Origin of the sequence: Aliidongia dinghuensis (assembly GCF_014643535.1) — a bacterium.
In the GTDB taxonomy this organism is placed as follows: Bacteria; Pseudomonadota; Alphaproteobacteria; order ATCC43930; family CGMCC-115725; genus Aliidongia; species Aliidongia dinghuensis.
In genome coordinates, this window is record NZ_BMJQ01000004.1 from 221,161 (window position 1) to 236,269 (window position 15,109).

General features: G+C 68.9%; 14 protein-coding genes. 5 read left to right on the plus strand and 9 right to left on the minus strand.

What is annotated here, in order from left to right; all coding sequences use genetic code 11:
• Nucleotides 1-6: 6 nt before the first annotated feature.
• On the minus strand, nucleotides 7-1,050 hold the full coding sequence (locus IEY58_RS09250; protein ID WP_189044889.1) for an ABC transporter substrate-binding protein: 1,044 nt from the start codon (nucleotides 1,048-1,050) through the stop codon (nucleotides 7-9).
• Nucleotides 1,051-1,201: 151 nt separating this feature from the next.
• The gene (locus IEY58_RS09255) at nucleotides 1,202-1,513 is read right to left on the minus strand and encodes a hypothetical protein (protein WP_189044891.1); all 312 of its coding nucleotides are present in this window, start codon (nucleotides 1,511-1,513) and stop codon (nucleotides 1,202-1,204) included.
• 112 nt (nucleotides 1,514-1,625) lie between these two features.
• Here IEY58_RS09255 and IEY58_RS09260 point away from each other — a divergent pair, with 112 nt between their 5' ends.
• The 3 genes from IEY58_RS09260 (at nucleotide 1,626) to IEY58_RS09270 (ending at nucleotide 6,133) form a co-directional block, all read left to right on the plus strand.
• The gene (locus tag IEY58_RS09260) at nucleotides 1,626-3,314 is read left to right on the plus strand and encodes a thiamine pyrophosphate-binding protein (protein ID WP_189044893.1); all 1,689 of its coding nucleotides are present in this window, start codon (nucleotides 1,626-1,628) and stop codon (nucleotides 3,312-3,314) included.
• A gap of 94 nt (nucleotides 3,315-3,408) precedes the next feature.
• Nucleotides 3,409-4,734, plus strand: coding sequence for a trypsin-like peptidase domain-containing protein (locus IEY58_RS09265; RefSeq protein ID WP_189044894.1), 1,326 nt, complete (start codon nucleotides 3,409-3,411; stop codon nucleotides 4,732-4,734).
• 28 nt (nucleotides 4,735-4,762) lie between these two features.
• Entirely contained in the window at nucleotides 4,763-6,133 is a 1,371-nt protein-coding gene (locus IEY58_RS09270; RefSeq protein ID WP_189044896.1) for a cytochrome P450, read from the plus strand.
• A gap of 45 nt (nucleotides 6,134-6,178) precedes the next feature.
• Here IEY58_RS09270 and IEY58_RS09275 read toward each other — a convergent pair whose 3' ends face one another.
• Complete coding sequence (locus tag IEY58_RS09275) at nucleotides 6,179-7,033, minus strand: transglycosylase SLT domain-containing protein (RefSeq protein ID WP_189044898.1); 855 nt, start codon at nucleotides 7,031-7,033, stop codon at nucleotides 6,179-6,181.
• A gap of 81 nt (nucleotides 7,034-7,114) precedes the next feature.
• Entirely contained in the window at nucleotides 7,115-8,272 is a 1,158-nt protein-coding gene (locus IEY58_RS09280; RefSeq protein WP_189044899.1) for a trans-sulfuration enzyme family protein, read from the minus strand.
• Nucleotides 8,273-8,488: 216 nt separating this feature from the next.
• Between IEY58_RS09280 and IEY58_RS09285 the strand changes: the two genes are divergently transcribed.
• The gene (locus tag IEY58_RS09285; RefSeq protein WP_229743603.1) at nucleotides 8,489-8,953 is read left to right on the plus strand and encodes a DUF192 domain-containing protein; all 465 of its coding nucleotides are present in this window, start codon (nucleotides 8,489-8,491) and stop codon (nucleotides 8,951-8,953) included.
• 66 nt (nucleotides 8,954-9,019) lie between these two features.
• Here IEY58_RS09285 and IEY58_RS09290 read toward each other — a convergent pair whose 3' ends face one another.
• A complete protein-coding gene (locus IEY58_RS09290) occupies nucleotides 9,020-10,417 on the minus strand; it encodes an aminotransferase-like domain-containing protein (protein WP_189044903.1) in 1,398 nt (465 codons plus the stop codon).
• A 52-nt stretch (nucleotides 10,418-10,469) separates the two neighbouring features.
• Between IEY58_RS09290 and IEY58_RS09295 the strand changes: the two genes are divergently transcribed.
• A complete protein-coding gene (locus IEY58_RS09295; protein ID WP_229743604.1) occupies nucleotides 10,470-11,342 on the plus strand; it encodes a DMT family transporter in 873 nt (290 codons plus the stop codon).
• Between the two features lies 1 nt (nucleotide 11,343).
• Here IEY58_RS09295 and queG read toward each other — a convergent pair whose 3' ends face one another.
• The 4 genes from queG to queA are packed head-to-tail and all read right to left on the minus strand — an operon-like array spanning nucleotide 11,344 to nucleotide 15,088.
• Nucleotides 11,344-12,462, minus strand: coding sequence for a tRNA epoxyqueuosine(34) reductase QueG (gene queG, locus IEY58_RS09300; protein WP_229743605.1), 1,119 nt, complete (start codon nucleotides 12,460-12,462; stop codon nucleotides 11,344-11,346).
• Complete coding sequence (gene queF, locus IEY58_RS09305) at nucleotides 12,449-12,913, minus strand: preQ(1) synthase (RefSeq protein WP_189044907.1); 465 nt, start codon at nucleotides 12,911-12,913, stop codon at nucleotides 12,449-12,451. Before queF ends, queG begins: the two co-directional genes overlap by 14 nt.
• A 4-nt stretch (nucleotides 12,914-12,917) precedes the next feature.
• Nucleotides 12,918-14,054, minus strand: coding sequence for a tRNA guanosine(34) transglycosylase Tgt (tgt, locus tag IEY58_RS09310; protein WP_189044909.1), 1,137 nt, complete (start codon nucleotides 14,052-14,054; stop codon nucleotides 12,918-12,920).
• Nucleotides 14,051-15,088, minus strand: coding sequence for a tRNA preQ1(34) S-adenosylmethionine ribosyltransferase-isomerase QueA (gene queA, locus IEY58_RS09315; protein WP_189044910.1), 1,038 nt, complete (start codon nucleotides 15,086-15,088; stop codon nucleotides 14,051-14,053). Before queA ends, tgt begins: the two co-directional genes overlap by 4 nt.
• Between the last annotated feature and the right edge of the window lie 21 nt (nucleotides 15,089-15,109).

Genomic DNA, 15,109 nt, shown 5'->3' on the forward strand with positions numbered 1-15,109 from the left:
GTGCGATCACTGAATGGCCGCGCCGGCTTCGTAGATATTCCGCAAGAAAGCCATGGTGAACACGTCGTCCACGGCCAAGCTGCCGGACAATGCCCCTTGCTCCTTCAGAACCTTGGCCATCTGCGCCCAGCGCTCCTCCCGCATCCATCCGATGTGGTCTTCGCCCGTGTTGACCAGTGCTTGGGTTGCTCGCATTTTTTGCGTCTCAAGGTCGGCATCGGCCTGCGGATCGTACGAGCGCACGAACGGGCCCACGAGGGCCGGGTCTTCGACCGCGCCGGTCCAGCCTTTGAGCGAAGCCCGGAGGAAACGCAGAACGAGATCGGGTTGGGTTGCGATGACGGTATCGGTGGTGAACAGCGTGTCGGCGTAGAAATGGACGCCGTAGTCATCGGGATAGATGTAGTTCAGCTTCTGTCCCATCCGCTCCAGGGTCACGGCGAAGCCGTTAATGTAGATGAGCCAGACGTCCGCCGCGTCGGCGGCGAACAGCTTGGGGTCGGAGGGCAGGCTCACCATTCGATAGTCCGTCCGAGCCAGCCCGGCGTGGGTCATCATGGCGAAGAAGTTCGCCGGATCCGTCACGACCCGGATGGTCCTGCCGCGAAAGTCATCCGGCCGCGTGATGCCCAAGCTCGCCTTCGACACATAGACGACCGGGCTGCGCCGGAAGATCGTGGCAATCGCCCGAACCGGCTTCCCGCGTTCGCGCGCGATCAGCAGCTCAGCGGCGCCGGCGATGCCGAACTGGGCGGTGCCGTCAAGCACCGGCGAAAGCAGATCGGCATCGGGCGCGCTTTCGCGGAAGCGGACATTCAACCCTTCCGCTGCATAAAATCCCTGCCGATCCGCGACGTAGTAACCGCCGAAGATTGCCTGATGCGTCCACAGGAGCTGCAGCGCGACGGGGACTGTTTTGTCGCCAGCGACGGCGGCTTCCTGCGTTGCCAAATACGCGAGGAAGACTGCGGTTGCGCTGTACGCAAAGCGCTTGAGAAAGGTCAGCGCTGGTTTGGGGCGAATGCCAAGCGACAGAGGCCACGCAACCATAACGCCCCCGATCGTTACTGGTACGCCGCTCAGCTTCTCACTTTTGGCGGATAAAGTCCCTTAAAAATAGCAACTTTTGATAGGTGCAGCGTAGGCGTGTAGCCGCTCTTCGCGCTTGGGTGAATTGGAGGCTGACGGTGGCGCTCCGCCGTCATCGATGCGGGGGTCGATCCGGCGGAATGTCTCGGGCAGATGTGAGCGCCGCCAGCCGCTCGACCTCGGCTGCCTGCCGGTCGCGCAGCGCCATGATCTCGGTATGGAGCGGGCCGTCGGGCAGGCGCGGCAACAGGCGGTTCAGCTGGCCGACCAGGGCCTGCGTCGCGTCGAGCACGGCGGCGAGCGCCGCCTGCTGCTCGGCCGCGTCGTATTTGGGATCGGCATAGGCCGGGTCGACCTCGCTCAAGAGGCAGGCCGGCGAGGCATAGGGCTCTGTGGGCTCGTCGATCGGCATGAAGTTGATCATCGCGCCATCGTGTCCCGTGCCGCAACGGCTTTCGCCCCGCCTGGTTCTGGGGCATGCTCCGGCCCGTCGTACAAGTTCAAGAGTCGTACAAGTCCAAGAGGAGGATGCCAGCATGGCCGAGACGCGGCAGAGAACCGGTGGCGAGATTCTCGTCGATCAATTGAAGATCCACGGGGTCGATCTGGCTTTCGGCGTGCCGGGCGAAAGCTATCTGGCCGTGCTCGACGCGCTCTACGATGCGCAGGACCAGATCAAGTTCGTGATCTGCCGCCACGAGGCGGGCGCCGCCAACATGGCCGAGGCCTACGGCAAGCTGACTGGCCGGCCGGGCATCTGCATGGTGACGCGTGGGCCCGGGGCCTCGCATGCGGCGATCGGTCTCCACACGGCATTCCAGGATTCGACGCCGCTGATCCTCTTCATCGGCCAGGTCGGGCGCGACATGCGCGAGCGCGAGGCGTTCCAGGAGGTCGACTATCGCCGGATGTTCGGCCAGATGGCGAAATGGGTCGCCGAGATCGACGATGCCGAGCGCATCCCGGAATTCGTGAACCACGCCTTCGCGCTCGCGACCTCGGGCCGCCCGGGGCCGGTCGTGCTGGCGCTGCCCGAGGACATGCTGACCTCGCTCGCGGCCACCGGCGACGCGAAGCCGTACAAGCCGGTCCAGGCCCATCCGGGCCCGACCGACATGGCGGAGTTCCGCGAGCGGCTTGCCAATGCCAAGCGGCCGTTCATGATCGTCGGCGGCGGCACCTGGAACGCTGCGGCCAAGCGCGACATCGAGGCCTTCGCCACGGCCTGGAAACTGCCGACCGGCGTCAGCTTCCGCTGCCAGGACTATGTCGACAATACCCTCCCGATCTATGCCGGCGACGTCGGCATCGGCATCAACCCGAAGCTGGCCGAGCGTGTGCGCAACGCCGATCTGCTGATTGCCTGCGGCCCGCGCCTCGGCGAGATGACCACGTCCGGCTATACGCTGGTCGAGGTGCCGGTGCCGAAGCAGACGCTCGTCCACATCCATCCGGGTGCCGAGGAGCTGAACCGCGTCTACCAGCCGGCGCTCGCGATCAATTCGGGTCTCGCCAATTTCGCGGCCGCCGCGGCCCAACTGGCGCCACCTGCGACGATTCCCTGGGGCGATGCCGCGGCCGAGGCGCATGAGGATTATCTCGCGAACCAGAAGTCGGCCCCGCCGCCGGGCCCGCTCGACATGGTCGCGGTCGTGGAGCATCTGCGCGAGGTGCTGCCGTCCGACGCGATCCTGACCAACGGCGCCGGCAACTACACGGTCTGGTTCCATCGCTTCTACCGGTTCCGCGACTGGCGGACCCAGCTCGGGCCGACGAGCGGCGCCATGGGCTACGCCGTGCCGTCGGCCGTTGCGGCGGCGATCATGTATCCGGATCGCACCGTGGTGTCGCTCAACGGCGACGGCTGCTTCCTGATGAACGGGCAGGAGATCGCGACCGCGGTGCAATACGGTGCGAAGCCGATCTTCCTCGTCATCAACAACGGCATGTACGGCACGATTCGCATGCATCAGGAGCGCCATTACCCGGCGCGGATCTCCGGCACCGAGTTGCACAACCCGGACTTTGCCGCTTATGCCCGAGCGTTCGGCGCCTATGGCGAGGTCGTGACCAAGACCGAAGAATTCGGCCCGGCGTTTGAGCGGGCGCGGAGCGCCGGCACCGCGGCGCTGCTCGAATTGCGGCTCGATCCGGAGGCGCTGACGCCGCGTCAGAGCCTGAGCCAGATCCGTGCGACGGCACTCGCCGCCAAGGACAAGCACTGATCGATCTGGGGTTGTCCGCCGCAGGCCCGCTTGACCCGGCCTGCGGCGGGCTCGAAGCTGTGCGCCAATCGCGTTCCACGAACGGGCATCCCACATGAATTTCAAGCAAGTCACCGCGGCAGCGCTCGCTCTCGGTCTCGCCGGTTGCTCTTCGAGCGGCGGCGGGCCGAGCAACCCGTCGGCGGGCGTGCCGGCTGCGGCCTTGGCGGCCGCCCGGACCACGCCGGTCGTCTTCACGCAACCGACGGCAAAGGTCGCGATCGCGCCGATCACGATGAACCTGCCGGCGCGCCGCGGCCTCGGCAGCTACACGCGCAACGTCGATTGCTGGGTCTATGTCCGACCGATCCGCGACACGGATTTCCCGTACGGCGGGCCGATGACCGAGGAGTTGCGCAAGGCGCTCGTCGGCTCCAAGGTCGACGTCGTGCCGGGCGACAAGGCGGACGTCGCCGGCGCCCAGGGGGCCGACTACCTGATTACCGGCAGCGTGCCGATCGCGCATGCCGACCTCTGCATCAACGACTTCTTCAACGCCGACCCGGCCGACGTCGACGCCCAGGTGACCGTCGCCTGGCAGGTCTGGTCGGTGCGCGAGAACCGTGTCGTGTTCCAGACGACGACGACAGGCACCGGTTCGGCCAAGAGCCCGGAACAGGTCATCACACCGGCAGCCCTGCTCGCCATGGGTGACGCGACCGAGCAGCTGCTGCAGAGCGCGTCCATGCAGCAATACTTGACCTTCGGCCATCCGAACTTGCCGCAGGTGGCCCTGCCGGTGCCGGTCGGCGCCGCACCCATAGGCCAGGTACCGGCGGGCCAGGTGGCGCCGCCGGCCGGCGTGCCGCTGCCTGGCCTGGTGACGGCGCCTGCGGGCGTGCCGGCCGCTGCGGTGGCGCCGGTGCCGGCCTCGGCCGTGCCGATCCTCGTCGCCCTGCCGGCACCCGGCGCCGCGGCCGATCTCAAGGGCAGCACGATCACGATCGGCAAGAGCGCCGGCTTCTATGTCGGCACCGACGGCTACGCCATCGCGTCGGCTGCCGCGGTCGGCGGGGCCGCGACTGTGGCCGTGACCGATGCGGCCGGCCGGAGTGTCACCGCTCAGGTCGTGCGCCGGGCCGATACCGCGGGCCTGGCCCTGCTGAAGCTGCCTGATGCACCCACGGCACCGTTGCCGATCGCGCCGCACCGGCTGGCCGCCGGCGACAGGGTGACGTCGCTCAATGGCGCCGGCACCGTCGCAGGCGCGCCCGGCGCCGACGGCAAGGTCCAAGCGAAGCTCACCGGCAGCCCGGCCGGAGCACCAGTGCTGGATGCGACCGGCAATGTCGTCGGCGTCAGCGAGGGTGGTGGGGCCTACCTGCCGATCGCGGCGGTCTTCCGTGCGCTGACGCTCGGTGTCACACTGACGGAGCGATAACCGAAGGGGCATGGGCCGGGAGGCGGCGATGGGCGAGAGCGTGGTCGAGAACGGCACCGCACCACGGCTCGCCCTGCCGCCTCGGCCCAAGACCCGGCTCGGGCTGTGGCAGCATCTGAAGGCGACGCGCGCCAACAGCGTCAGTACCTGGAGCGACGCCGCGTTCGAGATGGAGCTGGGCGAGCGCCACATGCTGTGGCGCCACGTCATCATCGCGAACGCACCCGAGCACGTCCGGCATGTGCTGCTCGACAATGCCGAGAATTACGTGCGCAGCTCCTTGTCGCGCCGGCTCCTGGAGCCGGGGCTCGGGCAGGGGTTGCTGACCACCCATGGCGCCACCTGGCGGCGCCAGCGGCGGATGATGGCGCCGGCGTTCGCGGCCAAGCGGATCGCCGATTTCGCGCCGGCGATGGTCGAAGCGGCGGAGCGGCTGGCCTGGGACTGGTCGCGCGTGCCGCCCTCGGCGCCGGTCGACCTCGCCGAGGCGATGAGCGGTCTCACGCTCGCGATCATCTCCGAGGCGATGTTCTCGGTCCGGGTCGACCCGGAGATCGCGCTCATCGGCCAGGCAGTCGCGGTCTATCAGTCCGCGATCCGGCCATCCATCGCCGATTTGATCGGCCTGCCGGACTGGCTGCCGCGGCCGGCCGTGCGCCGGGCGCACCGGATCTTTGCGGAGAGCGACCGGGTGATCCAGCGCCTGATCGACGAGCGGCGCCGGCATGGCGGTCCGGACGATCTGCTGGCCATGCTGCTGGCCGCCCCCGACGGCGAGGCGCCGGCGAGCGCCAAGGAAGTGCGCGACCATGTCGCCACCATCTTCACCGCCGGCCATGAGACGACGGCGAACGCGCTCGCCTGGACCTTCTATCTGCTGTCGCTGCATCCGGCTGAGCGCCGGCGGCTCGAGGACGAACTCGACCGGGTGCTGGGCGAGCGGGCCGCGACCGCCGAGGACGTGCCGAACCTCACGTTCACGCGCATGGTGATCGAGGAATCAATGCGGCTCTATCCGCCGGCCCATACCATGTCGCGCCAGGCGCTGGGGCCGGACCGGCTGGGCACCATCGAACTCCGGAAGGGTTCGTCGGTGTTGATCGTGCCCTGGCTGCTGCACCGCCATCGCAAGCTCTGGGACCGGCCCGACGAATTCCGGCCGGATCGTTTCGCCCCGGCCGAGGTCGCGGCGCGGCCGCGCTTCGCCTATATCCCGTTCGGCGCCGGGCCGCACATCTGCATCGGTGCCAGCTTCGCCATGACCGAGGCGATCCTGTGCCTGGCGACGATCGCCCGGCGCTTCCGCCTGACCCTCGTGCCCGGCACGACGGTCGAGCCGGTCGGCCTCATCACACTGCGCCCGAAGCACGGCCTGCCGATGCGGCTCGAGCGGCGGTAGAACTGGACAGCCGCGAGCTTGACGAAGAGGGGAGAGTGAGGGTGCTTAGGCCGACGTATCGGTCTTGCGCTTGTCGTCGATCGACTGGGCTGGGCTCAGCGTGTCCTTGGTCTCGGTCTCGCCGACCAGCTTCATGGCGGCGAGCGTGATCACGTTCATCATCGCCAGCATGGGCTGGTTGAGCAGCTTCGGCGTGTCGAGCGGGCTCTTGAACACGGCGGCGTCGACGGCGCCGTCGCTCGTGTCGCCGGTGGCGCTGCTGTACTGGTTGATCTGGCGTTCGATCTTGGCCGCGAAGTTCTGGTAGATCTGGGCGACGGTCTTCGCTTCGCCGGTGGTGCTGTCGTAGAAGACTGAGCGGTTCGCGGCCGCCGCGGCGGGCAGCAGGTCGGCCGCCTTGGTCGAGCCGTCGTGCTCGATCGACTTCACGACCGATGTTGCCCCCTGGGCACCCAGGAAATGGGCGAGGTAGAGATCGGTCGAGCTGGCCGGCCGACCGAGCGCGCGCTCGACCTCGGTCTTATTCTCGTGCGCGAACTCGGCGGCAATTTCCGACGCGATCTTGGGGTCCTTGCGCAGGTCGAGGATCGCCTTGCGCACCGCCGGATCCGCCACGTGGGGCTGGCCGGCGTCGCCGGTTGTGATCTGGCTCGCGTATTGGCCGAGCCCGTATTTGGCGCCGTAATTCTTGACCGCGGTCAGCCAGGTCGAATCGATGAACTGATAGAGCCCGGTGGCCGAGCTGGTCGTGGCCTTGGCGTCGGGCTGGAAGCTGCTCTCCTGCGACGCTTGCGCCATCAGATAGCCGAAATCGACATTCGCCAGCCGGCTGGCACGGCGGATGTCGGTGACGATCGCCGGATCGACGGCGGGAATGGCGGAAGGCGGGCGGGCGGTCATGGTGGCAGTGAGATCTCCGGACACTACCGATTACTATTCGACAACAACCTTAACCGATCTTTGCTTCCGGTACTCGCTTGATCATCGATGCGCGATCGCCAACGCCTGCTCCATGTCGGCGATCAGGTCGTCGGCATGCTCGATGCCGACCGACAGGCGCAAGAGGTCGTGCGGCACCGGGCTCGTCGGCCCCTCGACCGAACGGCGATGCTCGATCAGGCTTTCGACGCCGCCCAGCGACGTCGCGCGCTTCCAGAGCCGCGTCTCGGCCGCAACCGCGACGGCGGCCGCTTCGCCGCCTTTCGTGCGGATCGACAGCATGCCGCCGAAGCCGCCCGTCATCTGCCGGGCCGCGAGCGCATGGCCCGGGAACTCGGGCAGGCCAGGATAGAGCACCTCGGCCACCAGCGGGTGATGGGCGAAGTGCTGGGCGATCTTGAGCGCCGACTGGCTCGCGCGCTCGACGCGCAGATGCAGCGTGCGCATGCCGCGCTGCAGGAGCCAGGCCTCGAACGTGCCGAGGATGGCGCCGACGTTGGAGCGCACGGCCTTGATGCGCTCCCAGTACTCGTCCTCCCGGGCGGTGGTCAGCGTGCCGGCGATCAGGTCGGAATGGCCGTTGAGATACTTGGTGCCGGAGTGCATGACGAGGTCGGCGCCAAGCTCGATCGGCCGGGTCAGGATCGGCGTCGCGACCGTGCTGTCGACGGCGACGCGGGCGCCCGCGTCATGAGCGAGCTTCGCGATGGCCGCGATGTCGCTGATACCCCAGGTCGGGTTGGTCGGCGTCTCGAGCCAGACGAGCTTGGTGCGGCCGGGTGCCAGGGCACGGGCGAAGGCCTGGGTGTCGGTCGCATCGACGAAGCTGAAGGCGAGGCCCCATTCGGTCGCAGCGCCCTTGAGCCAGTTGCGCAGGCCCCAGTACATGACTTCGGGCGCCACGACATGATCGCCCGGCTTCAAGGCCAGGAACGTCGCGGTCGCCGCCGCCATGCCGGACGAGAACAGCAGGCTCGCGGCCCCGCCTTCGAGCGCGGTCAAGAGCCGCTCGGCCGTCTCGAACGTCGGGTTGTGCGGGCGGGCATAGACCCGGCCGTTGCGGTACTGGTTGTCCGGATCGCGCTGGTAGGTCGAGGCCGGGTAGAGCGGCGGCGTCACGGATTTGGTGATCGGCTCGATGTCCCCCAGCGCCTGGGCGATCTTGGTCGCGGGATGGTCGTCGTTGCGCAAGCTCGCCATGTCTGTCGTCCTCTCGGGAAAAGGCCTGGATCGAAGCGTGCGGAAGTTCATCTCGGCCGGCAACCCGGCTGCCGCGCAAGGCGATTGCGCCTCCCGCGCATGGGGCGGGAACCAATGGGTCGAGGCGGTGCGGCTCGCGGTCGCGGAGTGGTTGCTTCTGCGTCCTGCGGTTTACAGGCGGGCTGCCGGTACGGTAATCGGGGAGCTATGCGCCCAATGCCCTTCTTGGCCGCACTCATCGCGGCCGTCCTTCTGCTCGCTTCCCCGATCGTTCGGGCCCAGCAGCCGCCGCTCGCCAATTTCAAGCATGGCGAGCTCACCATCACCGGCGACGGCGGCAGCCATCGGTTCCAGGTCGAGCTCGCGACGGACAACGCGCAGCGCGAGCAGGGCCTGATGTTTCGGCAGAGCATGGCGGCGGACGCGGGCATGCTGTTCATCTACGACCGGGCCCAGCCGGTCGCCATGTGGATGAGGAACACCTACATCCCGCTCGACATGCTGTTCATCGCCGCCGACGGGCATATCGTGAATATCCGTCAGCGCGCGGTGCCGCATTCCGAGGAAAACATCGTCTCCGACGGACCGGTCAAGGCGGTGCTGGAGCTGAACGGCGGCATCGTCTCGCGCCTCGGCATCAAGCCGGGCGACCTGGTCAAGGGGCCGGGGCTGGGCGACTGAGACGACAGGAATGTCTCACCGGGCCGTCGAGCAGCGCCGACGCGGCCTCGGCGGGCGTTTCGACCGTCAGCCCGCGCCGACGATCGCGGCCAGGGCGGCGGTGCCGCGCTCCAGCACGGCAGGCGGCGCGCCGGCGAATGTCAGGCGCAGATAGGCGCCGTCCGCCTCGCCCGGAAACCAGTCGCGTCCTGGGCTCACGACGAGGCGATCGCGATGGCAGCGCAGGCCCACGTCGGCCTCGTCCGTTCCCTCCGGCAGCCGCACCCACAAGTGAAAGCCGCCGTCCGGAACCCGGGCGAGCGCCCGGGCACCCAGATGGGTACGAACAGCGTCGACCAGCGCGTCGCGCCGCTCCCGGAGTGCCGCATGCAGCCGACGCAGATGGCGCGGCCAGGCCGGCGAAGTGACGAACTGCAGTGCCGCCTCCTGCAGGGGGCCGGCGACGTAGAAATCCTCCGCACTGCGCGCGCTCCGCAACCGGGCGAACGCCGCACCGCGCGCGCAGAGCGCGCCGACGCGGAGGCCGGGCGCTGCCGATTTGGTCAGCGAGCGCAGATAGACGACATGCCCGTCCGGATCGGCCGAGGCGAGGGGCGGCGGCAGCGGGTGCGCGCCGAAATGCAGGTCGCGCGCCCAGTCGTCCTCGACCAAAAAGGCGCGCGCAGCGCGGATCACCTCCATCACCTCGCGGCGCCGACCGGGGCTCAGCATCGCGCCCGACGGGTTGGCGTGCGCCGGTTGGCAATAGAAGACCCGGGCGCCCGACGCGGCGAGCGCGGCTGCGAGCAGATCCGGCCGGACGCCCTCGGCGTCGGTGGCGACCGGCACGATGCGGAGGCCCGCGGCGCGCGCCGTGGCAATGGCGCCGATATAGCTCGGGCTCTCGATCGCGATGGCGTCGCCGGGGGCGGCGAGGCCGCGAAATGCCGCAGCGATCGCGGGCTTGCTGCCGGGGCAGACGAGCACGTCGCGCGGGGTGAACGCGCCGCCGGCTTGCGCCGCGAACCAGGCGCGCAGCGGCTCGGCGCCTTCGAGCGGCAGGCGGTCCCACACGCCGGGGCGGCTTGCGGCCCGGGCGAGCGCACGGGCGAGATCGTCTGTCGGCTGGAGATCCGGCGGCAGATAGCCGGTCGAAAGCCCGATCGTGCCCGGCGGCGGCACGGCGACCAGCTCTTCGAGCGCGCGCGAATCCGCCCGCGCGGCGCCGAGTGCCACGGTCTGCCACCCGAAATCGCCGCCGGTGGTCGTGGCCCAGCCTTGGGTCACGAAGGTGCCGTAGCCGGGCCGAGCCTCGATCGCTCCTTCGGCGACGAGGCGTGCTACGGCGGCGCGCACCGTGAGCGGGCTCACGCGCAACTCGCCGACCAGCTCACGCACCGACGGCAGCCGCGCGCCGGGCTGGAGCGTCGCGATTCGCGCTTCGATGACTTGCCGGACGCGATGGCTACTGATATCGTCATTCATGAAAATATATAGTAACACTATCCATCGCTCGCCAGAAGCGTTATCGACCCGGGTGCCGCACCGGACGGCCGGGTTGTTCTGGGGCGCCGTCGGCGTCTTCGCCTTCTCGTTCAGCTTTCCGATGACGCGGCTCGCCGTGATGGAAATCGACCCGACGTTGGTCGGGCTCGGGCGTGCCGTGGTTGCCGGGTTGCTGGCCGCCGTGTTTCTGGCCGTGAGGCGGGCACCGATCCCGGCGCGGGCGCTCTGGCCGCGGCTGGCGCTGGTGGCGACCGGCGTGGTCGTCGGTTTCCCTCTGTTCAGTTCGCTGGCGCTCCGGCTGATATCGTCGGCCCATGGCGCCGTCATCACCGGCCTGTTGCCGATCGCGACGGCGATCATGGCGGTGCTGCGCGCGGGCGAGCGGCCGTCCGGCGGCTTCTGGGCCGCCGCCGCCCTTGGCCTCACGGCCGTCGTCGGCTTCGCGATCGTGCAGGGCGCCGGCCGGATCGAGGCGGGCGACGGGCTGGTCTTCCTTGCGGTGGCGCTGGGCGCGCTCGGCTATGCCGAGGGCGGCGCGCTCTCACGCCTCATGGGCGGCCCGCAAGTCATCTGCTGGGCGCTCGTTCTGTCGCTGCCGGTGCTGCTGCCGGTGATGGCCTGGCGGATCGCGGCCGTGGGCTGGCCACAGGCCGGCGCCGCTTCCTGGGCGGGTTTCGCCTATGTCGCGCTCATCAGCATGTTCCTGGGCTTCTTCGCCTGGTATCGCGGCCTGGCGCTGGGCGGCGTGGCGCAGGTCGGCCAGATTCAGCTGGCCCAGCCGGTGCTGACGCTCATCTGGTCGGCGCTGCTGCTCGGCGAAGCCGTGTCGGGGGCGACGCTGCTGGCGGCCGGGCTCGTGCTGTCGAGCGTCGTGCTGACCCAGATGAGCCGGGTGCGGCGATAGCTCAGCCGAGCGCGAGCGCCCATTCGCCGCGCACGGCCTCGTCGGTCTCATGAGCGCGATGCGCCGCCAATGCTGCGAGCTGCGCCGGCGCCAGCCGGCCCAAGGCCCAGACCGCCATGCCGCGTACGAGCGGCGACATATCGTCGAGCAGCTGTTCCGCCGCCGATGCCAGCGCGTCATCTTCTGAATTGCCGATCGCGATCAGCACATTGCGCACGAAGCGGTCGCGGCCGATGCGCTTGATCGGCGAGCCCGAGAAGATTTCGCGGAAGCCGGCGTCGTCGAGGGCGGCGAGGTCGGCCAAGCGCGGCGCCGTCAGTTCCGCGCGCGGCAGGAAGGCGGGCTCAGTCGCGGCTTCAGCGAACTTGTTCCAGGGGCAGACGGCAAGGCAATCGTCGCAGCCGTAGATCCGGTTGCCCATGGCCGCGCGGAATTCGGCCGGGATCGGCCCCTTGTGCTCGATGGTCAGGTACGAGAGACAGCGCCGGGCATCGAGCGTGTAGGGCGCCGGAAAGGCCTTGGTCGGGCAGATGTCGAGGCAGCGCCGGCATTGGCCGCAATGGTCGGTCTCGGGCGCATCCGGGGCGAGTTCGAGGGTTGTGTAAATCTCGGCCAGAAACAGCCACGAGCCCCAGTCGCGCGCGACGAGATTGGTATGCTTGCCCTGCCAACCGACGCCCGCTGCCTGGGCGAGCGGTTTCTCCATGACCGGTGCGGTGTCGACGAAGACCTTGAGCTCGGTGCCGGTCGTGTCGGCGATGAAGCGGCCCAGTTCCTTCAAGCGCTTCTTCAGGATGTCGTGATAGTCGCGGTTCTGGGCATAGACCGAGATGGTCGCCCGGTCGCGCCGGCCGAGGCGGGGCATGGGGTCGACGGCCGGACCGTAGTTGGCCGCCAGCATCAGGATCGATTTCGCCTCGGGCCATAGGCCCTGCGGCTGGGTCCGGCGCTCGGGCGTGCGGGCGAGCCAATCCATGTCGCCCTGGCGGCCCTCGGCCAGGAAGTGATCGAAGGCGAGCCGGTAGCGCTCCGCGAGTTCGGCCGGCGCCACGCGCGCGACGTCGAAGCCCAGCGCCCGCGCCTTAGCGACAATCGTCTGCTTGAGGTCAGCCGCGGCCACGGTAGGGCTCGACCCCCTGATCGGGGATCCAGACGCCGCCGGGCGCCTCGCCGGTCTGGTAGAACACGTCGATCGGGATGCCGCCGCGCGGATACCAGTAGCCGCCGATCCGGAGCCATTGCGGCTCAATCTCTTTGACCAGGCGCTTCGCGATGCCGACCGTGCAGGCCTCGTGGAAGGCGCCGTGGTTCCGGAAGGACGTCAGATAGAGCTTCAGCGACTTGCTCTCGACCAGGTACGGGCCCGGCACATAGTCGATGACCAGATGGGCGAAGTCCGGCTGGCCCGTGAGCGGGCAGAGCGAGGTGAACTCGGGTGCCGTGAAGCGCACGAGATAGGGCGTGCCCGGCTCCGGGTTCGGCACCTTCTCGAGCACGGCGGCCTCGGGCGAGGCGGGTTGCTCGGTCTTCTGGCCGAGCTGGGTCAGGCCGCTGTAGATCGTCTCGGTCATCTCGTCACTCGATCGCCGGAATGTCGCCCCGGCCTTGCACCTCGTGGAAGGCGGCGGCGAAATCGTCGACCTCGCGCCGCTCGATCGCCTGGCGCAGGCCGGCCATCAGGTCCTGGTAATAGGTCAGATTATGCCAGGTGAGCAGGATCGGCCCCAGCATTTCCTCTGACCGGAACAGATGGTGCAGATAGGCGCGGCTGTAGTTCCGGCAAGCAGGACACCGGCATTCCGCGTCGAGCGGCCGCGGGTCGTCCTGGTGCCGGGCGTTGCGGAGATTGACCTTGCCGCGCCGGGTGAAGCCCTGGGCGGTGCGGCCGGACCGGGTCGGCATGACGCAGTCGAACATGTCGATGCCGCGCTGGACCGAGCCCACGAGGTCGGCAGGCGTGCCGACGCCCATGAGATAGCGCGGGCGATCGGTCGGGAGCGCCGGCACCGTGCCGTCCAGCACCTGGAACATGATCTCCTGGCCTTCACCCACGGCGAGCCCGCCGACCGCGTAGCCGTCGAAGCCGATGTCGGTCAAGGCCGCGACCGAGCGGTGCCGGAGGTCGACATAGACGCCGCCCTGCACGATGCCGAACAGGCCGTAGCCCGGGCGCGTGCGGAAGGCTTGCTTCGAGCGGTAGGCCCAGCGCATGGAGAGACCCAGCGAACTCTCGGTCTGCTCGCGCGTCGCCGGGTGCGGCGTGCATTCGTCGAGTACCATGGTGATGTCGGCGTCGAGCATGCGCTGGATGTCGATCGAGCGCTCCGGGGTCAGCTCGTACTTGGTGCCGTCGAGATGGGAGCGGAAGGTCACACCCTTCTCGGTCATCTCGCGCAGGCTGTTGAGCGACATGACCTGGAACCCGCCCGAATCGGTCAGGATCGGCTTCGGCCAGTTCATGAACGTATGCAGGCCGCCCAGCCGCTCGACCCGCTCGGCCGTCGGGCGCAGCATCAGGTGATAGGTGTTGCCGAGCAGGATCTCGGCGCCGGTGCCGGCGACGGCCTCTGGCGTCAGGCCCTTGACCGTGCCGGCGGTGCCGACCGGCATGAAGGCCGGCGTCTCGATCGTGCCGTGCGCGGTGGCGACCCGGCCGCGCCGCGCAGCGCCGTCCGTGCTGAGGAGTTCGAAGCCGAAGGCGGGCGCGGTCATGGTCTGGTCTCCGGGTCGAGCAGGCTCGCGTCCCCATAGGAATAGAAGCGATAGCCGGTCTCGCGCGCATGGACGTAGGCGGCCTGCATCCGCTCGAGCCCGGCAAAAGCCGCAACCAGCATGAACAGGGTCGAGCGCGGCAAGTGGAAATTGGTCATCAGCCGGTCGATTGCCTTGAAGCGATAGCCGGGCGTGATGAAGAGCCGCGTGCCGCCCTCGAACGGTCTCACCCGGCCGTCATCGCCGGCGGCACTTTCGAGCAGGCGCAGGCTGGTCGTGCCGACGGCGACGATGCGACCGCCGGCGGCTCGGGTCCGGTTGATGCGCTCCGCCGTCTCGGCGGTCAGCACGCCCAGCTCCTCGTGCATGACATGGTCGCTCGTATCCTCGACCTTGACCGGCAGGAACGTGCCGGCACCGACATGGAGCGTCAGCATGGTCGAGCCGATGCCCTTCGCGGCGAGCGCCGCCATCAGGTCTTCGGTGAAATGGAGGGCGGCGGTGGGGGCGGCGACGGCGCCTTCCTCTCGGGCGAACAGCGTCTGATAATCGCTTCGGTCACGCTCGTCGGCGACGCCGCCGCGGATATAGGGCGGCAGCGGAATGCGGCCATGCTCGTGCAGCGCCGTCATGAGCGCGGCACCGCCGCGGTCGAAGCGCAGAGCGATGTCGCCGGCCGGCCGCTTCTCCAGCACCTCGGCCGAGAAATCGTCCGCGAACTCGACCCGGTCGCCGACGCGCAGCCGCTTGCCTGGCTTTGCGAACACGAGCCAGGTGTCGAGTGCCAGCGCCTGGTGCAGCGTGATCGAGACGGTGGCGGCACCCCGGCGCCCGACCAGGCGGGCGGGGACCACGCGCGTATCGTTGAACACCAGAAGGTCGCCGGGGGCGAGCAGGTCGGGCAGGTCGCGCACCTGGCGATCGGTAATCGCGTCGGCGGTCACGCACAGCAGGCGTGCCGCGTCGCGCGGTTCGACCGGGCGCTGCGCGATCCGATCCGGCGGCAGCTCGAAGTCGAACGCATCGACGCGCATGGAACCGAAACCCTCGTTTGA